At 30.9% G+C, this 26,313-nt stretch carries 17 protein-coding genes; 6 read left to right on the forward strand and 11 right to left on the reverse strand.

Going from position 1 to position 26,313, the window contains the following annotated elements:
* The first annotated feature begins 47 nt into the window (after positions 1-47).
* From ACE193_RS16380 to ACE193_RS16390, 3 genes are all read left to right on the forward strand, one after another.
* The gene (locus ACE193_RS16380) at positions 48-1,505 is read left to right on the forward strand and encodes an adenosine deaminase (protein WP_375559300.1); all 1,458 of its coding nucleotides are present in this window, start codon (positions 48-50) and stop codon (positions 1,503-1,505) included.
* Between the two features lie 168 nt (positions 1,506-1,673).
* The gene (gene dcm, locus ACE193_RS16385; protein ID WP_375559301.1) at positions 1,674-3,176 is read left to right on the forward strand and encodes a DNA (cytosine-5-)-methyltransferase; all 1,503 of its coding nucleotides are present in this window, start codon (positions 1,674-1,676) and stop codon (positions 3,174-3,176) included.
* Positions 3,169-4,266 carry an HNH endonuclease gene (locus tag ACE193_RS16390; RefSeq protein WP_375559302.1) on the forward strand — a complete coding sequence of 366 codons (1,098 nt, stop codon included), beginning with the start codon at positions 3,169-3,171 and terminating at the stop codon, positions 4,264-4,266. The genes dcm and ACE193_RS16390 overlap by 8 nt, the downstream gene beginning before the upstream one ends.
* A 419-nt stretch (positions 4,267-4,685) precedes the next feature.
* Here ACE193_RS16390 and ACE193_RS16395 read toward each other — a convergent pair whose 3' ends face one another.
* The 3 genes from ACE193_RS16395 to ACE193_RS16405 all read right to left on the reverse strand — a co-directional run bounded on the left by ACE193_RS16395 (position 4,686) and on the right by ACE193_RS16405 (position 11,842).
* Positions 4,686-5,690 (reverse strand): helix-turn-helix transcriptional regulator, encoded by a 1,005-nt coding sequence (locus ACE193_RS16395; RefSeq protein ID WP_375559303.1) that lies wholly within the window; start codon positions 5,688-5,690, stop codon positions 4,686-4,688.
* Positions 5,691-5,851: 161 nt separating this feature from the next.
* Positions 5,852-10,684, reverse strand: a complete 4,833-nt coding sequence (locus ACE193_RS16400) for a TIR domain-containing protein (protein ID WP_375559304.1) — start codon at positions 10,682-10,684, stop codon at positions 5,852-5,854.
* A 90-nt stretch (positions 10,685-10,774) separates the two neighbouring features.
* Complete coding sequence (locus ACE193_RS16405; protein ID WP_375559305.1) at positions 10,775-11,842, reverse strand: DNA polymerase beta superfamily protein; 1,068 nt, start codon at positions 11,840-11,842, stop codon at positions 10,775-10,777.
* A gap of 353 nt (positions 11,843-12,195) precedes the next feature.
* On the opposite strand from ACE193_RS16405, the gene ACE193_RS16410 reads away from it, so the two are divergent.
* Positions 12,196-13,329, forward strand: coding sequence for a transglutaminase domain-containing protein (locus ACE193_RS16410; protein WP_375559306.1), 1,134 nt, complete (start codon positions 12,196-12,198; stop codon positions 13,327-13,329).
* A 241-nt stretch (positions 13,330-13,570) separates the two neighbouring features.
* Positions 13,571-14,998 carry a C1 family peptidase gene (locus ACE193_RS16415; RefSeq protein ID WP_375559307.1) on the forward strand — a complete coding sequence of 476 codons (1,428 nt, stop codon included), beginning with the start codon at positions 13,571-13,573 and terminating at the stop codon, positions 14,996-14,998.
* A 93-nt stretch (positions 14,999-15,091) separates the two neighbouring features.
* Here the strand turns inward: ACE193_RS16415 and ACE193_RS16420 are convergent, their stop codons facing one another.
* From ACE193_RS16420 to ACE193_RS16445, 6 genes are all read right to left on the reverse strand, one after another.
* Positions 15,092-16,468, reverse strand: coding sequence for a S41 family peptidase (locus ACE193_RS16420; RefSeq protein ID WP_375559308.1), 1,377 nt, complete (start codon positions 16,466-16,468; stop codon positions 15,092-15,094).
* An 80-nt stretch (positions 16,469-16,548) separates the two neighbouring features.
* A complete protein-coding gene (locus ACE193_RS16425; protein ID WP_375559309.1) occupies positions 16,549-17,349 on the reverse strand; it encodes a helix-turn-helix domain-containing protein in 801 nt (266 codons plus the stop codon).
* Between the two features lie 80 nt (positions 17,350-17,429).
* Positions 17,430-18,605, reverse strand: a complete 1,176-nt coding sequence (locus ACE193_RS16430) for an MBL fold metallo-hydrolase (protein WP_375559310.1) — start codon at positions 18,603-18,605, stop codon at positions 17,430-17,432.
* Between the two features lie 186 nt (positions 18,606-18,791).
* Positions 18,792-20,672 (reverse strand): O-antigen ligase family protein, encoded by a 1,881-nt coding sequence (locus ACE193_RS16435; protein ID WP_375559311.1) that lies wholly within the window; start codon positions 20,670-20,672, stop codon positions 18,792-18,794.
* Between the two features lie 216 nt (positions 20,673-20,888).
* Positions 20,889-21,692: a hypothetical protein gene (locus tag ACE193_RS16440; RefSeq protein ID WP_375559312.1), complete on the reverse strand. Its 804-nt coding sequence runs from the start codon at positions 21,690-21,692 to the stop codon at positions 20,889-20,891.
* Positions 21,689-22,366 carry an FkbM family methyltransferase gene (locus ACE193_RS16445; protein ID WP_375559313.1) on the reverse strand — a complete coding sequence of 226 codons (678 nt, stop codon included), beginning with the start codon at positions 22,364-22,366 and terminating at the stop codon, positions 21,689-21,691. The genes ACE193_RS16440 and ACE193_RS16445 overlap by 4 nt, the downstream gene beginning before the upstream one ends.
* A 423-nt stretch (positions 22,367-22,789) precedes the next feature.
* Here ACE193_RS16445 and ACE193_RS16450 point away from each other — a divergent pair, with 423 nt between their 5' ends.
* A complete protein-coding gene (locus ACE193_RS16450; protein WP_375559314.1) occupies positions 22,790-25,075 on the forward strand; it encodes a carboxy terminal-processing peptidase in 2,286 nt (761 codons plus the stop codon).
* A gap of 146 nt (positions 25,076-25,221) precedes the next feature.
* On the opposite strand, the gene ACE193_RS16455 is transcribed toward ACE193_RS16450, so the two are convergent.
* Together ACE193_RS16455 and ACE193_RS16460 are read right to left on the reverse strand one after the other, a co-directional pair.
* On the reverse strand, positions 25,222-25,653 hold the full coding sequence (locus ACE193_RS16455; protein WP_375559315.1) for a hypothetical protein: 432 nt from the start codon (positions 25,651-25,653) through the stop codon (positions 25,222-25,224).
* A gap of 96 nt (positions 25,654-25,749) precedes the next feature.
* Positions 25,750-26,208, reverse strand: a complete 459-nt coding sequence (locus tag ACE193_RS16460; protein WP_375559316.1) for a hypothetical protein — start codon at positions 26,206-26,208, stop codon at positions 25,750-25,752.
* Positions 26,209-26,313: the final 105 nt, after the last annotated feature.

The raw sequence follows: 26,313 nt of genomic DNA on the forward strand, positions 1-26,313 counted from the left end.
ATATTAGTGTCCTTATAAAAAAAAGACCAACATACACTACTATCAAAATGAAACATTCGCTAATCCTATTTCTACTATTTTTTATTGTTCAATTTAGTTTTGCACAAAACACAAATCCAGAAACTTTAGATAAAATTGATACCTATTTGGATAGCATTAGAAATGATGAAGCTCGGTTGAGACAGTTTTTTGCTAAACTTCCAAAAGGAGCAGATTTACATCATCATTATAGTGGTTCGGTCTATGCTGAAACGTATTTGGAATATGTGGAAAAGAATAATTTATGGATTAATAGAAATTCGTATGCTATTGCTGATAGACAAGCACCTAAAAATGAGATAAGTGAATGGTCGAAAGTTAATTCTTTGAAGGAAGATGGCTATTGGTCTGATATTAGAATCAAAATCATAGAATCTTGGTCTAAACTCTACTTCAATTATGTATCAAACCCAACTGATGAACACTTCTTTTCTACCTTCGACAAGTTCAGTATTCCCAAAAGTCAAACCTATAATGAAGGACTTAGAGAAATAAAAAATAGAGCCATTTCTGAAAATGTGAGTTATATCGAAACAATGTTTAAAAGCACAGGTTTTTATGATAAATTTGAAAAAGACAATGAATTTACTAACCAATTATTTGCCTTACAAGAAACCAAAGATAATGCTATACAAACAAAACTAGCAGAGCTTTACACCTACTACACAAAGGTAGATGATGCTGTTTTTCTTTCAAAAGTAAAAAAACACAATAAACTCATAGAAAAACTGCACACAGAAAATAAAATAGACGACGAAAGATTTACGATGCGTTATCAAAATTATTTTATTCGTTTGTTAGACCCTGCGACTACCTTCAAATCTTTTTTAATTGCTTTTCATTCTGCCAGTACATCCGATTTGATAGTGGGTGTAAACATTGTAGCACCAGAAAATAATGCTGTATCGATGAGAGATTATTGGTTACACATGCAGCTTTTTAAATATTTTAAATCAGTTTATCCCAACGTAAAAACTGCCATGCACGCAGGCGAACTTACCCTAGGATTAGTAAAACCAGAAGATTTAACTTATCATATCAATGACGCTGTATTTATTGCAGGTGCAAAGCGAATCGGACACGGTGTCGATATTGCTTATGAGAAAAAATCAGAAGAACTGCTTTCTTATATGGCTAAAAATGAAATCGCCATAGAAATTAGTTTTTCTAGTAATGATTTTATTTTGGGTGTGAGTGGAAATAAACATCCTATACTTTTATACAAGGCATATAATGTACCGATAGTAATTTCGACAGACGATGCAGGCGTACTCCGAACAGATTTGACGCAGCAATTTTTGATACTAACAAGAGATTATCCTTCCATAAACTATCAAGACATCAAAAAAATGGTTTTTAATAGTATTAAATATTCATTTCTAAATCAATCAGAAAAGGAAAAAATAAGGAAGGATTTAGAAGGTCATTTTTTGGAGTTTGAAGTGGGGTTTTTGGAGGGGGAGTGAGATTTTTTGCTGATTTTGTTTTTTAAAATAAAAGTGAATGTTGTATATTGAGATATTATATTCAAGTTAATGGAAAAAAATCATATTCTTTAAATTTCATTATAAAAAAATTTGAATTTCCATATTTTTGGACTATTTTTGTCCTAAAAAAACCTTGTAAATAACGATATGACACTTACTTTTGGAGAATATATAAAACAACGTAGAAAAGCCTTAGGTTACCCAATGAGAAAAGTAGCCTCTTATTTAGATATTGATACTTCTACACTAGGAAAAATTGAACGTGAAGAACGTTCATTATCTTCAGAAAAAATAGTTTCTCTATCTGAAATTCTTCAAACACAAAAAGAAGAATTATTAAACTATTACCATTCAACAAAGCTTTTTCAAGAGCTAAAAGAATATCCAAACTATCAAGATGTATTAAATATTGTTAATAGACAGCTTGAGCATCATGCAGGAAAACAAGGAAAACTAAAATTTCAAGAACCTTGGACTGAAAAAGAATTTGAGTTTCCAAATAGAATAACAAGGGTTGCAACTCTTTTCTCTGGCATTGGAGCAATTGAGTATGCTTTCAAAAGGTTAAACTTAAACACTGAAATAGTATTTGCAAGTGACACAGATAAGTTCGTAAAACAGAGCTATTTTGAAAATTATAAAATTAACGAAAGTAACTGGTATAATAATGTTCTAGATTTAACAAATGAAGAAGCAAAACAATACGAAGGAAAAATTGATATTCTAGTTGGTGGAAGTCCTTGTCAATCATTTTCTATGGTAGGAAAACGTGGAGGTCTTGAAGATACTAGAGGAACACTTTTTTATGAATTTGCAAGAATTGTTAAGGCTACACAACCCAAAGTTTTTATTTTTGAAAATGTAAAAGGATTAATAAATCATGATAAAGGTAATACTTTTGAAACCATAAAAGCTACATTTGATGAATTAGGATATAAATACTCTTATAAAGTGATGAATGCAAAAGATTATGGAATTCCACAACATAGAGAACGAATTTTTGTCTTAGGGTTTAAAAATAAAAAAACAAGCTTTGAGTTTCCTGAACCAATTGAATTGGAATATAAAATGCAAGATTTTCTTGAAGATTATACAGATAGTAAATATTATCTAAAAGAAAAAGGTGTAAAATTTGTTACAAGCTCAAAAAACAGAAAAAAACGTTATACTCAAATAAATGGAGATGTTGCTATTTGCCAAAAAGCAAATCAACAATTCAATTGGCACGGAGATTTCGTATTTGAATCACAAGAAAATCAAGAGTTTGATGAATTTATATTTGATGTGAATAATGTTGAGGAAAAATATTATTTATCAGAAAAAGTAACAAAGTATGTGCTTTCAGAAGGAACAAAAAATTTTAAAACTAAAATAAAAACAGATTTAGAAGTTGCACGTCCTTTACTACAATCAATGCATAAAATGCATAGAGCTGGTGTTGATAATTATGTAACTCATAACAAGGGAAGAATAAGAAAATTAACACCAAAAGAATGTCTTAGACTAATGGGCTTTAGAGACGATTTTAAACAGGTAGTCAGTGATACACAAATGTATCGTCAAGCAGGAAACAGTATAGTTGTTGATGTTTTGATTGCCTTACTTAAACAAATAGATATAACTAAATTTGCAGAACCAAACAATGAGTAACTTTCAAAAAATAAAAATAGACGAAAATGAATACTTTATAATTGATTCAATTCAAAACCTTAGAGCAGAGGACAGTTTCATTTTTCGGAAAAATAAACTTTCAATGTTTAAAGGTAATGGTGAATCAAGAAAATATGTTGGTAGTTATATAGGTTCAAATGGCAACAGATTAAGCGACTTTTTTGAATATAGTAAATGGGGAGAAGGTAAAGAGAATGGTAAGAGAATTTATACAACTATTCAAGATAGATGTTTTTTCAGTAAAACTAATTTACTAAAGTACCTATATGATGCAAGGGTTGAATATCAAAAACAAGAACAAATTTATAACTTTGATATTTCCGAATACTACAATCAACATATAGAAACTGTAAATGGAATAGAAAAAGAAAAAATCTTCTTTTCAATCTATGATGTTTCAGACTTTAAAGATAATAAACTCAACAGAGGCTATATTCGATCTGATGATAAGATTTGGGATATATGGCGAAGACTTGTTTTACCAAAAATAAGTTATTTATCTATTTTGAAGTTAATACCAGTTAGTAATCAAGGAAGTAACTCTACTCCTTTATATTATTTCAGAATCTTATTAGATTATCAATTTAGATCAATTGTACATCCAAAAATTTCTAGTTCAACATCAGAAATAATTACTAAAGAAACTAAGAAAAGAGTCACTAAAAAGACTCCTTCAAGAGAAGGACAGCATAAATACAGAAAGTCTGTTATTGAACATATGCCACAATGCCCTTTTACAAAAATTTCAGATGAAAGATTATTAATAGCAAGTCATATTAAACCATATATAACCTGCATAAATGAGGATAAGGTAAACGAAGCAATAGATTATCTAAATGGTTTAGCATTATCCCCCACTTATGATAAATTATTTGACCAAGGCTATATAACTTTCACAGATAAAGGAGAATTAATTTGTGGAACACAATTAACTGCATATACTTGGGAAAGATTAAGAATTAATCCAAATGCAAAAAATGTATTACGAATATATCCTGAACAAAGAGAGAAATATTTAGAATATCATAGACAAAATGTGTTTCAAGATAATATAGATGATTTAATATAAAATTTGAATCACAATATTCAAAAACCCTCCTCATTTACGATAACCAAACCAATATCATATCTTTGAGTTCATTCGATACAACAAATAAAACGTTCTACACTTTTAGAATATCTAAATCAATAATTTGATATATACTAATCAATGGAAAACACTCTAATCTCTAGTAAAAAACACACATTAAAACTAACTTTTATTGAGTCGTTTCATCCTTCAAAATTGAATATCAGAGCAGACCATTGGTATTTTACATATAAATTAACTCGGTATTATATTTTTGATATCAATGAATTATGGTGTTTTTTATTGTCACTACTGCCTTTTCGGACTGACTTTGATAAAGGTCGGTCAGTTTCGTTAGAGTAATCAAAAGTAGTTTTTAGAGTGTATAGAGAAGTATTTTAGACCATTCTCAATTAGATTTAATACTGCTGCAATGTATTTTGAAGTTCTGCCCGAATTTGTTGTTCAAGTGGAGAAGGACTAATCACACGAACCGATGAACCGTAGCCCAAAATCAACATTTTTAGTTCGTAATTTACAATCAAATGCAAACGGATTCTGTATTCATTATCGTCTTCTATCAAAACTTCTTGCGTGTGATGAATCGGTTGCGATTTGATATACTTTCCTTGAAAAGGATCAAAACTCAAAATTACATCTTCTGGTTTTTGATTCAGAGCCGAAACACCAATACAATAATGATAAAATTCTTCTGGATTAAAATGTGCCTGTTCTGGAGTCATAAAAAGAGTTTCATCGGAGGGTTCTATGTCCATTATTCTATCCAAACCAAATGTTCTGACTTCATTGTATTTTCGTACCCAACCAATCAAATACCACATATTTCGGTATTCTTTGAGCAAATAAGGATGAATACTGTATGGTTTTGTGTGTGGTTCGTTGTGTTTTTGATAGAATATTTTGATGACATTTTGCTCAGAAATATGATAGATTAAATCTTTGAGTTGGTGTGTTCCTTTTCCTTTATAAATAGATTGTTCGACTTGAATAATTCGTTGTACATTTTTCTGTATTTCGGAAGTTTTGGCAATTTCCATTCCATCCAAAACTTTATCTACTGCCCCTGAAAACTCATTAAAAATAGGAAGTTCTCTAAATTCTCCCAAAAGAGATTCTACAAAAGCCATAGCCAGTTGCTCATCATCAGAAAGATTGACAGACAAAAATTTGTACTTTGTATCTGAATACGAATACCCTCTCATTTTTTTGCTGTACTCAATCGGTGCATCAAATTCATCACGCATAGCAGCCAAATCTTTTTCGATGGTAGAAGCTGATGAAACTCCAAAACGCTCACGACAAGCCTCTAACAATTCATCTTTAGTAGGAAAAGGTTTGAATTTGCTGCGTAACATTTGGTCGATGAGCAAATAACGAAAAAAAGCGAGTTTGGTAGCTGCCATGGTAACAATTACGAATTAAAAATTACGAATTATGAAATAATCAGTGTAGCTAATTACAATTTTAATTTGATGATTCATAAAAACGAAACAACTTTTATATCAAATCATAATTCTAACAAAAAACGCATTTTAAATGGACTTTGCCAAAAAAATATTATTTTTTACTCATTTACTTCTATTCCACTATCAGTCATCATTTTATTAAATCTTTTCTCTTGTTCTTCTGTTACTACTTCAGTTATTAAAAATAAATCTATATCTATTATTAACCATTCTAACCAATCTGAATTAGTATAGTTTTTTTGATAGATTTTTTCAGCTTTATCAAAATCATTAGTAGCAAGAAAAGCAGCAAAAGCACCTTGTGTAAATAGTTCTTCTGTAAATCCTTTATCAATTCCTTTTTGTGCAAGCAGAAGGGTTTCTTCTTTTTGATTTATATGCAATCCATTATTAATTGCTTTTGAATAAGCTACTTCATAATAGAATTGATTATCATCTGAAAATCCTTTTTTTGTAGAAGCAATATCAAATAAGCTAACTATTTTCATTGTAATCGGATATTTTTCTATGCTATAACCAGCTTCATCTAGTTTCTCATTGTATTGGTCTATTAATCCTAATATTTCATTCAAACTTGCATTTTCTATATCTTCTTTACTCGGTTCTACTCCTATACTTAGTAAATCAGGAGCAGCAGGAGAATACAAATTATTACTCTCAAAAGGAGACACTACAGTATTCCAAATTTTTATATTTCCATCATTATCAACAGAATATATTTTTTTATTATCATTAGAAAATATAGCTTCATTTACATTAGCTTGGTGTCCAGTAAAAGTTTTTATGAGATTGCCTTCTATATCCCAAATTTTAATAGAACGGTCGGTACTAGATGTCATGATTTGTTCTTGATTATTTGAAAACCCTCCTCCTAAAACAAAAGAGGTATGTCCTATCAAATTAGCTTTTACTTTTCCACTCCAATCACTCAAAATAGCATTATCATTTCGCCCTCCTACAAGAATTAGTTCTTTTTCTTTTGATAAATCTAAAAGATATATGTGATGAGGATATAGAGAGTTAAGACTTTTGTACATCCTTTCCGTTTCTATATTCCATATTTGAAGTGTTCCTTTTTCATCCCCAATGCCTATATACTTTGAATTTTTCGAATCAAAATTAATAGCTGATATTTTAGAACGTGTACTTATTACTAATTTTCTAGTTAAGTCATTGGTATTATATATAAACACTCTTCCTCTGCCTTCATCCGTATTATCTGCACCAATAGCAATATATTTGTTGTCATCAGAAATAGCTACTTTTCTAACAGGATTGGGAATAGTTATGGTAGCTTCTTTTTGTGTCAAATCTTTATTCCATAACTCTACCTCTTTACTTCTTAGACCTATGACTGCTTTTGTTCCATCTTTTGAGAATGTTGATGATATTACTTCTGTATCATACTGTTTCTCTCTAATTAGTTTTCCATTTTCTGTATGCAATTTCCAAGATTTATCATAAGAAGACGTGAGTAAATTATTACTTATTTTATTTTGAGATAGACCAGTAATTGTTTTTTCATGGATTTTCTTTTCTTGAAGTAAATTACCTTCATCTTGCCATATCAAGACAGTAGCATCGTGAGAAGAAGTAACCATTTTGTTGTCGATAAAATTGATTCCACTTACACGGTCTTGATGTCCTTTAAATGTTTTTATTAAGTTTCCTTTCAAATTATACTTTTGTATAGTTCCATTGAGTAAGCCAGCCAAAACATAATTCCCATCAGGAGAAAAACTAATGCTCTTTACATAATCCGTAGGCACTGTAAAAACAGGCTCACTAATATCGGATAAGTTCCATAAATTTATTCTTCTTTCAGACCAACTTCCTGTTACAAGTAAACTATCATTAGACGAAATATCAATAGTTTCTACGTGTTCTCCATAAGAAAAACAGTAATCTATTATTTCTAGGTTTTGGTCAAGAATATTTGCATCTTGAGGTGTAGATACAATTATCTTTTTGCTATCAGAAGTAATTTTTATATCTGTAATTTCTCCTTCATTTAATTCTTTTTCTTGTATTAGTTCTTTAGATTCAATATCCCATTTTCTCAAAAAAGAACCATAATCTCCAACTATCAGAGTTTTATTATCTGGCATGAAAGCTATTTTACTAATTGTATTTTCATGAGAAAAAGTGTTTATCAATTCTCCTTCTTTAGTCCAAACTGTTACGCTTTTACTACTCCCTGTTGCAAATAACTTTCCATCATCAGAGAAAGCAACTGCATTAACAGACTTATCATTCTCTGTAAGTGTTTTAACAACCTCTCCTTGACTATCTGCAGAGAATCCAGCTCCATTATCATAATTACCATGTTCTGTAATCTTCTTGATAAGTTCCCCTTTGCTATTTAGAAGATGTGCTGTTTTGTCACTGCTTGCCGTCAGTATTAGTCCTGATGGTGAAACTGCTATTTCATTTACTGAATACTTATGTCCTTTATATTTTTTCTCATAAAAAGAATGATTACGATTTATTGAAAATACAACTTCTTTAGTTGCTGGTTTTGGATTTTCTTTGTAGGCTGCTTTGGCTAGAAATAGAGCATACGTTGGGTCTTTTTCGGTTAATTGTAAGGCTGTTGATATTTTTTCACTTGATTTGGATTCTGTGTCAGCTATTTTTTGAGAAATGATAGCTTTTTCTTTTTCTTGTTCAGCTTTGTTTTCTGCTAGTTCGGCTTGAATACGTTTTGTTTCTGCAAAATTTTTAGAATTGATTGCATCTGATAGTGCTTTTCTAAGATTTTCCTCATTTGCTTTTAGTTGTATTAATGCTTCGCTCGTTTCTTGTTTGGCTTTATCGGCAGCTTTTAAGGCATTTTTAGCTCTTTTAGTTTCTTCTTCTGCCTTGATTCGATTTCGATTAGCTCTTACGTTCAATTCTTCAGCATAAACACGAAGACGATTAGAGGTATTATAAAGGTAATAGACATAGAAACTGATGCCTAGAAATGCAATAAGTGCCACAACAGCCACAGCCAAAAGTCCTCTAAGACGTTTAATTGTATTTTTTTCTTTGCGTTGTAATGCAAAAATTGCAGCATCACTTTCTTTTAAATATTCTCTTTGTAGCTCGGTTGGTTGAGGTTGTTTTTTTTCTTTGTCGGCAGACTCTAACCATTCATTTGCTAAAGCAAAACTACTTCCTCTAAGTAAATAATCTTTGTTTTTATTGCTCTGTTGCCATTGTAAAGCTTCTTTTTGCCAAACATTGTGCATTCTGACATATTCTCTGTCTGTATCTAAAGTTCTGATGACTTCACCAAACTGTTTATTAAAATCTTTGCCTACAAAATCTATCCATTGAACAGCAGCCAACGCAGTAGGAAGCGTACTTGGGTCGGTTTTTCTATGCAAAACAGTAACAAAACGTTTTCCCAGTTTTTGGGCATATTCTACTTCATCAGCACAATAAGGTGACTCAATAGCATCAGGAGAAATCACAAATAAAAAATTAGTTGCACCTTCTATTCCCCTATAAATTTCTTGTTGGAAGTCTGCCCCAGAAGCGATACTTTCTTGGTCGAACCACGTTGTTTTTCCGTTGAATTGTAACTCTTCGTTTAGCTTTCTAGCAAAATCACTATCAGTACGAGAATAGGAAACAAAAATTTCGGTTTCAAGATTTCCACTTTTGGCTTCACTTTCTAAAATAAAATTTTCGTGCAAAGGCAAAGGTTGATATTTACTTAATTTTTGTCCTCGTTTGAGCCAAACTTTTGCTTCATCTAATTTATGACCTCGTAGCAAAACAGAGGTGTTGTTATTCTGCCTTTCCCATTTTAAAGCATTGGTTAAGAATACTTTGTGTTTTCTATAATGCTCTTGATTTCGCTTGATTTCTTCTAATAATGTATCAATATCTTTTTCAAAATCAGTCTTTTCATTCTTTGAGCTAATTTCTGTAATTACATTATCTGTAAAATCAATGTATTGCAGATTTTGGATTTGAGAAGGAAATTCTTTTAAAGGAACTTCTTCAATCAGCAAAGGAATAATTCGTTTATTGAGCTTTTCAGCATACGCCAACTCAAACAGACAATATTCTGAAATAATAGAATCTTTTGTAATAAAAAATAGAAAATTATCAGCTCCTTCAATTCCTCTTTCTATAGCTTTATCAAACTCTTCTCCTTTTACAATATCTCGGTTGTGTGTCCAAGTAGTAATTAAATGTCTAGCTAGTGCCAAACGAACAGCTTCTCTTTCCTCTTTATTTTGTGAAGAATAAGAAATAAAACAGTCTGTGAATAGATTTTCGGCATTTTTACGTGACTCACAAAGAAATTCTGTATGTAGTTCGGAAGCAAGACAGGGAGCTTGTTCGCTTGTAAACTTTGTCAAAAGCCACTTTTCAGCTTCTTGTCGTTCTTTTCCTACTAAAAGCAAATGAGAATCTTTATTATGATGCTCCCAGTTGAGAGCTTTCTCTAATATTTCGGTATGTTTTCTGACATATTCTTTATTTTTTTCTACTAAATTCCAAAGTCCTTCAAAGCCTTCTTCATAATTATCAATCGGCTTGTATTCTTCTTGTGGAATATCCTTTTGCCACTCTTGACGCATATAAACCCAGTTTATTTTTCCGATATTTGGGTGAAGCTGATTCCAAACTTCTTTTGTTGTAGGTTCAATTTGAATAATCGGAATAATACGTTTGCCTCTTTTTACAGCTAAATCAATTTCTTTTCTGCAATACACCGATTTTACTGCATGAGGGGCAATAATAAAAACAAAGACATCTGCCTTTTCTATTCCTTTATCAATCTGATGTTGAAAATCTACGCCTAAAGGAATATCATTTTGGTCAAACCAAACATCATAACCTCGTTTGCATAAATCATCATGTAATTTGGCTGCAAAGGCTTTTGACTCTGCTCTTCCATAAGAAATGAAAACGTTGTTGAAGTTGGACATAGAAGAAGATAAGCAGTTTGATTTGTTTTATATAGTTTTTCACAAAATACAGATAAAATAAATAGCTTACAAAACAGAACAGAGAATAATTTATTCTGAATAAAATTTACTTCTAATCTCAATCAAAGCCTTTTCTAAATTTTCTACATTTGGAAATTCTGGTAAAGTAGAATTTTGATAGGCGTTTTCTAACTCTTCAATTTTTTGGTCTGCTTTTTTTATTAATTCTTCATACGTAAAAAAACCACTTCTAATTTTTAATAACTCTTCTCTATTTGGACGTTTTACAATGACTTCTTTTTTCTCTAAAATCTCAATCGCCATATCTAAAAGGCGAAAAGTGTGCATCATATTTTTTGCATCATAATTTTTGCCATGTTCAAGTGTATTTTCGTAGCGTGTGTCATTTCGCTTTTCTACCCATTCCCAATACTGTTTATATTCTTTACAATGCGCTGCATAGCCTTCTTTATTGAAATACAAATAAGCAACTGGTTTTTCTCCTTTCGGAATGCTACTCAAACTTACTTCATTCGAATCTATATTTTTCAGAATTCCTTTATAATAAAAGTCATTTTGTTCATTTTGATTATGATAAAAAAGCAAATACGTATTTTTGATATGATTTACTGATGAAAGCCCACAGTTTTCTTGTTTGTAATCGTTTGTTTTGAGCCATTTTTGAAGCGAAATACTACCATTATCAGCTAAGATATAACAAAAATCTAAGACCGTTTTTCGTTCTTTTGGCATTGGATTAAAAATTTTCTTCTTTAGTCCTTTTGCTTTTTTGATTTGTGTAAGGGCATAACCTGCAAACGTATCTCTACACATTTTTGATAAAATATCTTCTGATTTTATAAGGTCAAGAATCAGGTTTTTATGGAAATAATCTTTTGTGTGAAAAATTTCGATAGCAGATGGATTGTTTTTAGCTAAAAGTTCTATAAACCGTTTTATTTCATAAAAAACAACGTCATTTTTCTCATCGCTCACTTGTGGAACATACTCCAAACCATAAAACTTTTCTTTTGGTAGAATAAAAATTCCTTTGATGTCTGTATCTGAAGTTGGTAAATCTGTTCCGTAGGCTTTACTTCCTGCAAGTGCTTCTAGGAGGATTAAATTTTCTTCTTTTAGTGTTTCTAGGTTTATCATAAGTTGTAATAATGTTTTTTAAAGAATAAGGAAAATTACCCCATCAAAGCAAATAAATGTAAATTTAAGTTCAGTTTTAGATTTTCTAGTCTTTTTCTGGTGCTATTTTTTTTAGATTTGGTTTTACCATAATTTTAGACGACTATTTGGGTAGCCGAAGTAAAGGTATAACAAGAGTGCGAAATTGAGTATTTAGAATTTCATTGTATATTTGCGCTTCTAATTTTCACTACTTTAGGAAATCCTAAAAATATCATACAGGAAACTAAACTAGGATACAAACGCATAAAAAAGACAATAATAATATGAGATTGATAAAATTTACCATTCTTTTTATCTTGATAACTCAGACCGTGTTTGCTCAAAAACCGATAGCCAATGAGTTTTTAGCCATCGATAAAAAAGCATTGGAACTTCCTGACTCATTGACAAAAAATACTGATCTTATTGCAAATTATATTACTTCTAACTTTTCAACTGATAAAGACAAATCACGAGCAATATTTATTTGGGTTGCATCAAATATTGAATATGACATTGAAAATATGTTTGCAATGAACTTCTACGAAAAAAAAGAAGAAAAAATAGCAAAGCCACTTAAAACCAGAAAAGGAATTTGCGAAAATTATGCTTTATTATTTACAGATATTTGTAATAAGTCAGGTATTAAATCTTTCGTTGTTGAAGGCTATACAAAGCAAAATGGTTTTACTGACTATATCCCTCATGCTTGGAGTGCAGCACTAATTGACAGCTCATGGGTTCTTTTTGATCCAACATGGGGTTCTGGTTATGTAGATGGTGGAAAGTTTTTTAAGAGAATAAATAACGAATACTACAAAGCTAATCCAACAAGACTCATCAAATCTCACATACCTTTCGATTATTTATGGCAGTTTGTAAATTACCCAGTAACAAACCAAGAATTTTACGAAGGTAAAATAGAACAAGATAAAACTAAGCCGTTTTTTAACTTCAAGGATACAATCCAAGTTTATGAAAAACAAAATCATATTGAACAATTAGTTTCTACAGCATATCGCATAGAAAAAAATGGAGTAAAAAATTCAATGATTTTTGATAGACTTCAACATTTAAAATTAGAAATAGAGAATGACCACCGAAGAAAAATTGTAAACCTATATAATTCAGCAGTTGTTGAATATAATGATGCTATTAATGGTTTAAATGAATTTATAAATTATAGAAACAAAAAATTCACACCGAAGAAAACTGATTCTGAAATACAGAGTCTAATTGATAGTGTAGGTAATAAAATAGAAGAGGCAAGAAATAAATTAAGCCAAATTTCAAACACTGATGAAAACACAGCTAATATGATTAAGCAATTAACTAAATCAATAGATGATATTTCAAAACAACTCAATGAACAACAAGACTGGCTAACATTATATTTTAGTAAAGGCAAGTTAGGACGAAAGTCTATGTTTTATAAAGTAACTTGGTTTGGTGTTCCTTTAAATTAGAAATTATTTATCTCTTGCTCTTGACCTTATTTGGTTTTATATACACACCTAAGAAAAGCTTACCAAAAAATTCAAATAGGAGCTAAACAATAATTATCATTTAAGTTGTAGAAAAGTTCTATACAATGAAGGCATTACTTTTGCGTTTTGGTATAAAATGTATCACAGACTTCCTAGTCTGTGCAAAATATAGTATTTCCAACAGACTAGGAAGTCTGTTTTACTTATAAATTCTATCCAAATGAAAATTCCATTGTATAAATATAGTTCAAAATACGCTTTTTTGTGCGTGTTTTTGCTTACTTCTTTTTCTCTTTTTGCTCAACAAAAACCAAGTTTAGATAATCATGGTAGAGGTTTATTGTTGGAAGAAGAAACCAAAGCAAGTGAAAAAATTCAATTAAAATCTCAGCAAACAGAAGAAAGTTATCGTGGTCTGCCTTCTGCTGTTTCACTAAAACAATACTGCCCTACCCCTGGTGACCAAGGAAGTTATGGAACGTGTGTAGGTTGGACAACAGCTTATGCTGCAAGAACAATTTTAGAAGCTCGTCAATTAGATTTGCGCTCACAAGCAGAGATTGATAAACTCATTTTTTCTCCTGGATTTATTTATAAATTAGTCAAAGAAGACGAAGACCAAGATTGCACGTATGGTGCAATTATGACTGATGCACTCAAAAAAATGCAGGTTCATGGTGTTGCAAAACGAAGCAGCTTTCCAGAACAATGTGTCGATTATGTTCCTGAAAGAACTTATAAAGAAGCCGAAGATTATAAACTAAAAGATTATGTGCGTTTGTGGAATATTGGTTTTACACAAGAAGAACGAATTTTGGCACTCAAAAAAAGTCTTACAGAAGGAAACCCTGTTGTAATTGGAATGGAAGCCCCACCCTCTATTTATGATGCGAAAGAGTTTTGGAAGCCTACTGAAAAAGCAGGACAAGGTTGGGGAGGACACGCAATTTGTGTCATTGGTTTTGATGATAAAAAAGGAGAAAAAGGAGCTTTCGAAATAATGAATAGTTGGGGGACAGGCTGGGCAAATGGTGGTTTTACGTGGATAGAATACGATACATTTACTGATTTTGTGCGTTTTGCTTACGAGCTTGTTCCGTATTACAAACCAAAAAAAGAACGTCCTTTATTAGCTGGAAGTTTGCGATTTGAACTTGCTAATGGAAATAAAATTGACTTAAAAAAGAATGGTGTTGCGACTTACAAAACACCTCAACCGTTTAGTGGAGGTACAAATTTTCGTCTTTATCTTTCCAATTTTGAGCCTGCTTACGTTTATGCTTTTGCAACCGATAAAACAAAAAATGTACAAGTTGTTTTTCCTCATAAAGCCTATATAAGTCCGTTTTTGCCATACCATAATGGCGAAATTGCTTTTCCAGATGAAAAACATTATCTAACGATGGATAATGTAGCAGGAACTGATGAGTTTTGTGTTATTTACTCTCGTTATCCTTTAGATATAAATCAAATTTATCAGCAACTAGGACAACGAAAAGGAACATTAAAAGAAAGTTTAATTCAAGTTTTGGGGAATAAATTAGTTAGTCCTAATGAAGTTAATTATTCTACTAATGAAGTCAAATTTTCTACAAGTTCATTGAAGGGAACGGTTGCTTTTTTTGTGGTAGAATTAGAGCATAAATGATTATAGTTTTCAACTATCTTCAGAGACAATTATATTAACAGGATTTGAATAAGCTGTCGGTGGGGGACACCGACAACGTTAAAAACTTTATTCTCATTCAATCTTCTTTAATAATTGCTTTAAAATCTCATCATCTTCATCCAACAAATAATCCTTAATGAAAATATCTGGGATTACACCTTCTTGCTTTTTGCTACCATTGACACGCACAATATAACCCTTTGAAATATCAATAGAAATTTTTGTGTTTAGTAGTGAATATTGAAATATAGAAGCATATAAAGAAGGAAAATCGCCTGTTTCTTCGCCTACAATAGTCCCAAATTTATAATCTTGAATCTGTGCTGCTGTTACGGCTGACTGTGAGTGTGATTGTCTGTTTACCAAAACATAAACTTTTCCTTTAAATCGCTTCTTTTTAGGTTTTGGCTGATACTCTTCCTGCTCATAAGAATAAACTTCTCCATTTTCGTGAGCAAGAGCTTTTTGCCAAAAAACTTTAGTCGTATCATAATTTTTTCGTGCATGTTCTTTCACAGGTTTACTGATTTTGAGTGTAAACTCTGAGTTCCATTTGAAAGGTTTATCTGCAAAATAAGAAACCAAATAATCGCCAAATGAATCATGTCCTCCTCCATGATTTCTAAGGTCTATGATTAAATTTTTACTTTTATGCTTTTTAATCTCCACAAATGCTGAGTCGATAAAGTTCTCATAAAGTTTTTCATCTCCTGAAAAATTACCAGAATGAAGATAAGCTATATTATCAATAAATTTCAATTCTCTTGATGGATTAATGATGTCATTTCGCTTCATTTCATAGCCTTCAATCGCTTCTACTGACTTGATTGTGTATTTTTGAGTTTTCTTGTTTTCTTTTATTTCAATTTCAAAACTGTCTTGTTTTCCAAATATTTGCCAATAAAATCTTGGAAAGGTAAATAATTCTATCTTGACATTTTTAAAATAAGGACGTTCGGCTGAAATTTGTGGATATATTTTGGCTAAAATTTCGCTCATAGATTTTCCATTGATACTCAAAACTTCTGAACCAATTTTTATGTTTTCATTGTCTGACCAGTTTTTTCTGATTAGAGGTTTATTGTCTTCAAAAGCAATTTCTAATGGAAAAAGAGTGCCTCCAGCATAGACATATTCTCCATACGATTGGATAGGAAAACTAATTCCTGTATGTCCATTTTTGGCGAATGCTGCAAATTTTTGAAATAGACTGCTAGTTTCTAACAAGTCTAAAGAATCTTTTTGAACAGAGTTTTTTATAGCTAAATAGGCAGAGTCAAAGGTTTCTTTGGAAGTATAAGCATATAGATTATAATGAGCATCGTTCAAAGATTCATAAAGATAATCTAAGTCTTCCAAAACTTCTTGTTTCGAAAATTTAGAAGAAGATTGAGCAAAAGTAGAAAGAGATAAAAAGTAAAATAGAGCAATAAAATATACTGATTTCATAATTTGAGTATGGTTTTTTAAGTGGATTTTATGCAAAAATAATCAAGAGTCAATAAAGAAAATTGTAAAAAAACGAACTCTTATTTTTTGAAGGATAATACGAAACTTTTTGGATCAAATTTACTTGGTGTAGTACCTACAAATTGCCGAAAATTTTTGATAAAATGAGATTGGTCATTAAATCCAGCTTCATAACCAATAGACGTGAGAGAGTCATCTGCATTACCATAAGCAATTTTATCAACAGAATATCTAAACTGTATTATTTTGGCAAACTGTTTTGGTGTTAGTCCTGTAGCCTTTTTAAACTTCTTTTGTATCCATTTTTCAGAATAATCATATTCTTTAGTAAGGTCAGCAATATTACAATCTCCTTGTTGAGACACTATTTTTGAAGCAAGTTGCTCAATGATTTTTTTTTGAGTGTGTTTTTTATCAATTTCTGAAAAATATTTTTGAGTTAAATTAATGGTGTCTTCTAAAATAGATGTACTACCCAAATCTATACGTTTATCAAATAACTCTTGATTAGATTCACTCTGCGAAATATCATCTGTAAAGTTGCTAAAATCATTTTCTGAATGATATGAAAAACTCCAAGCGTGTAATTGAATCAAAATAACTTTAGAATGTCCTAAAAGGGTCAAGTTTACAGGTTGAGTAACTTGAGAGCATAAATAAATACCTTCAGTAAGGTTATATTTTTTCTCTTTAAATGTAACCAAAGCACCTTTACCTATCAACAAGCCAATATTAAAACAACCATTAGGCAGAATTTTCAAATCATCAATGGCTATTTTTTGATGACTATTATCCAAACGCCATAGTTTGTTTACAAAGCGAGATTCGTTTTTTAGTTCGTGTTCAGAATAGAAATCCAAAATAGTTTGTTTGTATATTTAAAAAATAGTTTATTTGTTTTGCTACAAAAATAAAACTCTAAATATTCTATCTTACAGTTTTACTTCAAACCTTCCCACCAATTTTCAAACGATTCGTTCATATTCTGAATTTCTACCTTCTCTCCGATAATTGGAGTTACTAAAGAAAATGGCTTTTCTAAATTTTGATTGAGATTCGAAACTTTTGTGAGAGGTTCATCCCAAGCGTGATTGGCTAAAGCAAACTTTGAAGAATGAACAGGAAATAACCTTTTGGCATTCAAATCTTTTGCTGCCTTCAAAACTTCTTTAGGCATCATGTGGATGTACTTCCAACTTTTATCATACTGTCCATTTTCTAAAATTACCAAATCAAAAACACCAAATTTATCACCTATTTCTTTGAAATGTGTGTCATATCCACTATCTCCACCGATATAAATCTGCATAGTAGGAGTTTTCAAAACATAAGAAGCCCAAAGAGCTTGATTACGTTTAAAACCACGTCCAGAAAAATGACGAGTAGGCGTTACATGAACTTCAAAATTATCTTCTAATTCTATTCTTGTATTCCAATCTTCCTCATGAATTTTCTCTAAGTCAAATCCCCAATGCTCAAAATGCGCTCCCACACCTAAACCACAAAATATGTTTTTGGTTTTTGGTTTCAGTTTTAAAAGTGTTTCATAATCTACATGATCCCAATGGTCGTGAGAAATGAAAAGATAATCTATTTCTGGAATATCATCAGTAGTGTAAACGTCTGTTCCTTCAAAAGCTTTTACAGTAAACGAAAAAGGAGAAGCCGAACCACTAAAAACAGGATCGACCAAAATTGTTTTTCCATCAAGCTGCATAAAATAAGAAGAATGCCCAAACCAAACTAAGATGTTTTCACTTTTATCTAAAGAATGTAAATCAATTTTGGTAGAAGGAATTTTGTCAGCAGGAGAAACACGACTTTTATCTCCAAAAGCAAACTCTTTCATTATACCAAAATAACTTGCGTCTTCACTAAGGTCAGGTGTATGATGAATATTTTGAAAAGCTCCATCCTTGTAATTAGGCGATTTTTTGATGCGTTCCAAACGCTGACCATCTGGAAGTTTTCCAAATTTGTCTTGTCTTAAAATGAGATTTGTAGCAACTGTAAGCATAATTATTAGGACTAAAAAAGTATAGAAAGTTCGTTTGAAAAATGTTTTCAATTTTTGTCTAAAGGTTTTTTGAGAATCTTTAAGTGATTTTTTTTTCATTTTTAAAAGGTTTTTAGAACGAATTAACGCAAATGACAATTTTTTGTTTCACTAAAAAGCATTTTTGATGAATTTTTAGTCATTTTTTAGCAATTTTTGAACTGCTAAAATTTCTAATCATTATAAATTATGTGTTAAATAGGTTATTTATTATGCGTTTTAGTGTAGTGACACCACCAACAAATACTACTTACAAGGTGCAGGACATTTTTCTATCATTTCCTTTGCGCTTAGAGTATCTCCTTTCAAAAGGTAATTATTATACATTTGTTGATAGGTTTCTGGAAGGTGTGGAATGACTTTTTGCATTTTATCATAATAAAAAATAGCACTATCATACTTCTTTTCATTCTGATAAAGGTTGGCTATTTGTTTCAAAAGAGCAATACTATATGGCATTTGTTGTAACCCTTTTAAATAATTTTCTTTTGCAGCTTTTGGATTTTGTAAATTTAGGTATGCATAGCCTTTGTGCATATACACCGAGTTAATGAAATAATCAGAAGGTACAAAATAACTATTTATTTGGTCGGATAAAGGTAAAACAGCCTTAAAATTTCGGCTTTGATTATTGATAAGTAAATCAATCGTTTTGGCTTTGTCTCGGTTCTGAACGAAGGAAACATAAAAACAAATTCCCAAAACAAATAAACTTGAATAGGCTAAATAAGAAGGAATTGTTTGGATAGAAGGCAGAATAATTTGAGGTTTTTGAGCTATTTTTTGGCTATTTTTCTTCTTCTGTTTTTTAGTTGGTTTAGGAGTTTCTACGATTATTTTTTCTTCTTGTTTTATTTCTGAAATCTCTTCTTTTTGATTTGAATTTTTATGAAATAATTTTCTATCATCTTTCAAAATAATTCCAATGCTGGTAGCCAAAATCAGTGTATGAACAATTCGTTCTTTTGGAAAAGAAAAAACAGAATCAATCAAAAAAGCAAAAACAACAAGTACCAAAATAGATTTGTGTTTGATTCCTATATAAATCAAATATCCCATCAAAAAAAGATATAATAAAAGTGTAAGCAGTCCACTTTCAGCAGCTATCCATAAATAATCATTGTGAGGACGCTGTGCATTAACTTCATTTTTTTCACTTCTAAGTCCTTCCAAGCTATATTTAGGAATTTGGTATTTCCAATTTTGAAAACCTACTCCTAAAATGGGGTTTTCTTTTATCATCGAAAGTGTTTTTTCCCACATCAAAAGACGTTCGGCTTGGCTATCAGTTTGTGTTAAATCTCTCCAACTTTTTTCCTTTGAATTTTGGTTAAAATTATTAGGATTTAGGATAGAATATTGATAAAAAGTAAATCCTCCAACACTTCCCAAAACCAAAACAGTTAGAGCTACATACAGAAAGCGAAGATTGAGTAAGAAATAAAGCACATAAAAAAGACCTATAAAAGCTGTTGCAACGTAAGCACTACGAGTTTGGGAAAGATAAATTCCTGTTAGAATGATTATTATTCCTGCCAAATAAAAAAGGACATTTATAAAGTTATTTTCTTCTTTACTTTTTATAGAGTATTGAAAACCCAAAAGCCCAAAAGGAAGTCCTAAGACCAAATAAGAACCAAAAAGATTTCGATTGACCAAAAAACCACAAGGAGCAACTCCATCAGCACAATTTTCTAAAACTCCCATCACTTGCAAAATTCCTATTCCTGCTAGAATAACAGCTTGAATAGAAATAATTTTGGCAAGCAATAGTAATAGTTTCTCTTCTTTTTTGATAAAATGGATAGAAAAAATAATAGAAAAAAAGGAATTTATAAGACGTACAATTTCAGAAACTCCTTCAAGTTGGAAAGGTGCATATAAAAAATGAACAAGTAGATAACTCAAAATTCCGATGGCTGCATATCCCAAAAAAGAAAAAATACCTATTTTTTTGAAGATAGAAAAAGGAATTTCTTTAAAACTAAGAGCCAAAATCAAAAAATTGGCAGCACTCCAAATTGCAGTTCTGAAAAGTACAGAATCAATTTGAGTTTGTCCATTTTTAGCAAATAAAAAAGGAAGAAGAGCAAGACTAGTAAGCCAAAGCCATTTAGAAGCATTCATTTAGTAGCAATTACGAATTAAAAATTACGGATTTAGACACTTGACTACCAAATAGTTAAACTTAAAAATAGTAATTGGTTTGATTTCTATTCTTTTGACAAAAAAGAAAAATGTCTTATTATAATTTATCTTTCAAATGTATTGATTTTTTGAGAGATAAAAAAAGACATTCACTTAGTTAAAAGTAAATGTCTTTCTTTTGAGTAGAAAAATGAATTAATTTGCTCCTCCTGGTCTTTCTATACGTGTTTTGAAAGCATTAGAAATATCTCCATTTCCTAAAATTAGTTTGGTTTCGACATCTACAAAGCTACTTTGTCCAAAACGAACAGCAAAACTATACGATAGACGTGTTTTGTCTTCACTAAGTGTTATCTGACTTGGATTTTTGATTACAGGAGCAGGTCGGTCGCCATTGCTAAATATCGCTTGCAATTCCACACTAAGCTGTGAAGGGTCTATTCTATCGTAGGTATCTTCAATATAAATTTCTACTGTAAAAAGAGTTCCATTAGGTTCTCCAAAACCCAAAGGTACACCATTTAATGAATCAAATTGAGGCGAATTATTTCCTACAATTTCGGGAGGCGTAATTCCTTCCCCTTTTACACCAAAACTAAAAACAGGAAAAGCAGGGTCATTGGTAGAAAAGCTAATTTTTCCTATTGTTTCTCCTCCTAATTGGGGAGAAAAAGTAACAGAAAAATTAAGCGTTTCTCTAGGAAATAATGCAAGTGTATCTCTTTCTAGTTTTACAAAAAAATCTTGATTATCACTTGTAATAGCACTAAAACGAAGCATTTGATTACTAGAGTTAGTAAGTGTATAATTTCTAGTTACAGAATCTTTGATAACTCGCAATGTTCCATATTCGATGACTGTACTTTGGTCTTGAATAGTCACTCCTCCCTGTGCTACTTTTACAGAGTTTGGAGGTATAGATTCTAAATCTGTTAGCATGCATGATGTAAACACAGATACAGAGAATAGAATATAAATTAGGTTTTTTATATTTTTCATAAAAGTTCATTTTTTACATAAATAGTATTAATTGTCGTAGTTCCATAAACTACATAACCTAATTCTTTCATTAGATTATCAAATTTTTCTTTATAAATATAACCTTCAGTATAACTGTATGTTTCTACACAAATTAATTTGGGTGTGGTTTGAAATTGCTTTAAAGATTCTAAAATCTGATAATCCCAACCCTCTACATCTAATGAGAGAAAATCTGGAAACATACCGTTATTATATTTTTCAAGAATAGATATTAATGTTTTCACTTCTACTTCAATTACTTTTTCTATATGTGCAGAACCTTGCTCTTCATACCTTTTAGCTTCTTCTTCTGAAAAAGTATTTAGTGTAGCCGAATTCATTGAGTAATAAGAAAGAACAGACGCTTCATTACCAACACCAATATTTAAATTTGTGTCTTCAGGACGATATTTCATAAACTTTTCAAATCCATCAGGGTTAGGTTCGATAATTATCCCTCTTGCCCCTTTTTCATAAAAAAGTGCTGTATTACTTATTTTGTAAGGATGATATGCACCAATATCAATATAAGAAGGCTTATCTATTTGACGAGCAGTAAAGAAAAAATCTATAATTAAATCTTCTCCAGATTGTGAGTAACTCACTTTTTGATGAGGTTCTTTTTCAGAGAGTTTGGTTTTTTTGAAAAACATGTAGTAAGGTTTGTAGAATGAAACGACAAAGTTCTACTATTCTATTGATAATAGAAAATTAAAGGGCAAAAAATAAGCCTATATGATTTATTTTCTATCCTTTTTATGATTTACTGGTTTTAGACCCTGAAACTCTGCTCATTTCATAGTTTTATTAAGGGAATAACTCTAAACGATGAACTATTATTTTGAAAGAAAAACTAACAAATGTTATTTCTAATGTGTTAAATCAAAAATAAATCAAATTAAAGCCTCCAAACACCTTATTTTAAAAAATAGTATGTATTTTGGCTTAATTTTTTAGACTAATTTATTTAAGTTCGCAATAAGATAAAATAAAAATAAGAGTACTAGAAAGCGTAATATCTATAACATTGTCTTTATTCGCTTTAATTTAAGTTATCCAACCTTACTAATTTATACATGAAAACATACCTTCAAAATATATATACTGAACAAAGTGAGAGAACACTTTTTCAACAAGCCAAGCAATCTATAAGTAATAAAATTAAATCTACTGTTAAATTCGGCTATTTAAGTGCTTTTGCACTTCTTGTCTTGTCTTCTTGCAATCAAAATCAAACTACTGCTGAAGCACAAGAATTAGATTCTAATCAAGTTCCGATGGAAATGGTGGCTCAAAATGTAGCTCTACAATACCCAAGTCTGACTACATTAGATGATCCAGATGAGGATAGCGAAGAAAAAAATCGTTTTTTACTTACTCTATTGGTACAAGCTCTTACTCAACAACATTATCAACCTTTGGCTTTAGATGATGATTTTGCTGCCAAAACATTTGATTTGTTTTTGAAGCGAATGGATAATAATAAACGTTATTTTACACAAGAAGACTTTAAGAAAATTGAAGCGCAAAAAAATCTGATTGATGACCAAGCGATGCAAGGAGATTATACTTTCTTCAATACTGCTTATGAGATTTTCGAAAAACGACTAAAAGAGTCAGAAGAAATAAGTACTGAAGTTTTGAAAACTCCTTTTGATTTTACTAAAAATGAAACTATCGAATTAGATGGCGATAAAGCAAACTATGCAAAAGATGAGACTCAGCAAAAAGAAGTTTGGCGTAAACTTTTGAAATATCAAGTAATGGTTCGATTAGATGATTTGCTTCAAGCAGAGGAGAAAAAAGAAAAAGATGAAAAAGGCTATAAAGCAAAATCAATAACTGAATTAGAAAAAGATGCTCGTGAGCGTGTACAAAAAAATCAAGATGAGTTTTTCAAACGTATGTATCGTCTAAGCAAAAAAGATTGGAGAAACCTGTATCTAAATAGCATTACAAGTGCTTACGACCCACATACAGAATATTATCCACCAAAAGACAAAGAAAATTTTGATATTCAATTTTCGGGTCAGTTTGAGGGAATTGGAGCAACTCTGCAAGAACGTGAAGGAGAAATAAAAGTAATGAATATTGTTCCAGGTAGTGCATCTTGGAAACAAGGAGAACTCAAAGAAGGAGATATTATTCAAAAGGTAGCACAAGGAGATGACGAACCTGTTTCGATTATTGATATGCCTTTAGATGATGCTGTTCAACTTATTCGTGGTAAAAAAGGTTCAGAAGTTCGTCTGACAGTCAAAAAGGTAGATGGAATAATAAAAGTAATTCCAATTATTCGTGATGTTGTTGTTTTGGCTGAAACGTATGCAAAATCTGTTGTTTTAGAACCTCAAAAAGGGAAAAAAATAGGGTATATAAAACTTCCTTCCTTTTACTCTAACTTTCAAGACAAAAATGGTCGTACTTCTTCTAGAGATATGAAAGAAGAACTCATCAAACTCAATGATGAAAATGTAGAAAGTTTGATTTTAGATTTGAGAAATAATGGTGGTGGTTCTTTGGGCGATGTTATTGATATTGTTGGTTTGTTTATCGAAACTGGTCCTGTCGTTCAAGTAAAAGCTCGTGGAAGTTTGCCTCAAGTCTATAAAGATAATGACAAAGAAGTAGTTTTTGATAAGCCTTTGATTGTCCTTGTCAATGAATTTAGTGCTTCGGCTTCTGAAATTTTTGCTGCTGCCGTACAAGATTACAATCGTGGTATTGTGGTTGGAAGCCCTACTTTTGGAAAAGGTTCGGTGCAAAACTTCCTTGATTTGGATAGAGTATTGGGACAAGAATACGATAATATAAAGCCTTTAGGTGCTTTAAAACTGACTATTCAGAAATATTATCGTATCAATGGAGGTGCTACACAGCTCAAAGGAGTAGTTCCAGATATTATACTTCCAGATATGTATTCGTATATAGATTTTGGCGAAGAACAAGAACCGTATGCTTTGAAATGGGATGAAGTAAAGAAAGCAAAATACCAAGAATGGACACCTAAATACAAATTAGATAAAGTTCAGAAAGATACAGACAAACGAGTTTCGAAAAATGCTACTTTCTCTTCTATTGATGAAAATGCTAAACGACTAAACAAACGTAGAAATGAAACTCTTTATTCACTCAATTTAGAAGAATACAGAGCTTTACAACGTACCTTAGAAGAAGAATCTAAGAAATACGAAAACTTAGCAAAAGCAGATGAAACACTCAAAATAATTGCTTTAAAGAAAGATTTGGCTGAAAATAAAGCTGATACTGTAAAACAAGCTAGTTTTGAGAAATTTGGAAAAGAACTCAAACAGGATGTTCACTTGCAAGAAGCTATTCGTATTATGAATCAAGTACAATAAATAAAATTATTTTTGTTGGTTCGGCTACGCTAAAATACCAACAAAGGCTACTAGTACAGACTTCCTAGTCTGTTCCTAAAAAACAAAAAAGAGTTTGAAAAAAAATTCAAACTCTTTTTTTATGGGCAACATAAAAAGTAGCTATCTTATCCAATTTTCTCCATATAATCTTGCAAATACACTTCATCAATAAGTGTATAGACTAAATTTCCTTTATTCGAAACTTGCAATTCCATCGCACCAGCATCAGAAAGAGAATCCAAAAGTTCTTTTGTTTCATCAATCGGTGTATTGGTTTGTAGTGCAACTTGTGTAGGAGTGAGTTGTCCATGATTTTGAACAGCTAAGTACAAAATATCTAACTGTTTCTTTTGGAAAAGCTCTTTTTTCTCTTTTTTATGAAGACGAAGTGTATTATAAGTAGCAGCCGTAGCAATACCTCCAGCACTCAATACACCTACAACTAAATCCCAATCTCCTGTACCAATAAGTTCAGAAAATACTGCAATACTAACAAAAGAAGAAATGCCTCCAGTAATAGCAGAAGCAACTTTGAAAAATTTATTTTTGAAACCCATAACCGTAATTTTTAGAGTAGAAAGAAGTAAAATGTGATAATTAAGATACGGTTAATTTTTCGAATAAGATATGAGAAAGTTGTTTTTTAAACGTTTTTAATGGATTTTCTTCAAATACTTCTCTAAAGAATGCCTATCAGTTAGTTTGTAAATCAATTCTTTTTCTTCTGAAAAGCTAGGAATGAGTATGTTTTTTGCAACCAAATATTCTAAAAGTCCTTTTGTTTCGCTTTCTGAAAAAGCAGTTTTTGATAGAATTTGATGTAAAGAAATAGAGCTATTATTTTCTTCATTTTGTGTAAATAAATTCAAAATTTCCAGTTGTTTTTTGTAGAATCGTTTGCGTTCTTTTCTTTTATCAAATCCTTTAACTACAAAAAGAGCCGAAAGTGCCATTGTACTATAAAATGCCACATCAATCCACAATTTCAAATCTGTATAGCCAAAAGTTTGACCATAGCTTGTATAGTACAGAGATGTTACTCCACAAATAGCAATAACCATCCAAAGAATAGCAATAAAAACAGTCTTGAAATTTAATGTTTGAAGTTGCATAATTGGTAGAGTTTTATTTGAATAAAAATAGCATCAACTCAATAAATATACACTTTTTAGTGCTAATTACGAAATTGTAATTTCGGAAAAGGCGTGCCTTTTCCC

Source organism: Bernardetia aquimarina (assembly GCF_042180575.1).
Lineage (GTDB): Bacteria > Bacteroidota > Bacteroidia > Cytophagales > Bernardetiaceae > Bernardetia.

Excerpts from the sequence above, each read along its gene's own strand:
- ACE193_RS16380 (WP_375559300.1), top strand. The coding sequence starts at position 48 with ATGAAACATTCGCTAATCCTATTTCTACTATTTTTTATTGTTCAATTT.
- dcm (WP_375559301.1), top strand. The coding sequence starts at position 1,674 with ATGACACTTACTTTTGGAGAATATATAAAACAACGTAGAAAAGCCTTA.
- ACE193_RS16390 (WP_375559302.1), top strand. The coding sequence starts at position 3,169 with ATGAGTAACTTTCAAAAAATAAAAATAGACGAAAATGAATACTTTATA.
- ACE193_RS16395 (WP_375559303.1), bottom strand. The coding sequence starts at position 5,690 with ATGGCAGCTACCAAACTCGCTTTTTTTCGTTATTTGCTCATCGACCAA.
- ACE193_RS16400 (WP_375559304.1), bottom strand. The coding sequence starts at position 10,684 with ATGTCCAACTTCAACAACGTTTTCATTTCTTATGGAAGAGCAGAGTCA.
- ACE193_RS16405 (WP_375559305.1), bottom strand. The coding sequence starts at position 11,842 with ATGATAAACCTAGAAACACTAAAAGAAGAAAATTTAATCCTCCTAGAA.
- ACE193_RS16415 (WP_375559307.1), top strand. The coding sequence starts at position 13,571 with ATGAAAATTCCATTGTATAAATATAGTTCAAAATACGCTTTTTTGTGC.
- ACE193_RS16420 (WP_375559308.1), bottom strand. The coding sequence starts at position 16,468 with ATGAAATCAGTATATTTTATTGCTCTATTTTACTTTTTATCTCTTTCT.
- ACE193_RS16430 (WP_375559310.1), bottom strand. The coding sequence starts at position 18,605 with ATGAAAAAAAAATCACTTAAAGATTCTCAAAAAACCTTTAGACAAAAA.
- ACE193_RS16435 (WP_375559311.1), bottom strand. The coding sequence starts at position 20,672 with ATGAATGCTTCTAAATGGCTTTGGCTTACTAGTCTTGCTCTTCTTCCT.
- ACE193_RS16440 (WP_375559312.1), bottom strand. The coding sequence starts at position 21,692 with ATGAAAAATATAAAAAACCTAATTTATATTCTATTCTCTGTATCTGTG.
- ACE193_RS16445 (WP_375559313.1), bottom strand. The coding sequence starts at position 22,366 with ATGTTTTTCAAAAAAACCAAACTCTCTGAAAAAGAACCTCATCAAAAA.
- ACE193_RS16450 (WP_375559314.1), top strand. The coding sequence starts at position 22,790 with ATGAAAACATACCTTCAAAATATATATACTGAACAAAGTGAGAGAACA.
- ACE193_RS16455 (WP_375559315.1), bottom strand. The coding sequence starts at position 25,653 with ATGGGTTTCAAAAATAAATTTTTCAAAGTTGCTTCTGCTATTACTGGA.
- ACE193_RS16460 (WP_375559316.1), bottom strand. The coding sequence starts at position 26,208 with ATGCAACTTCAAACATTAAATTTCAAGACTGTTTTTATTGCTATTCTT.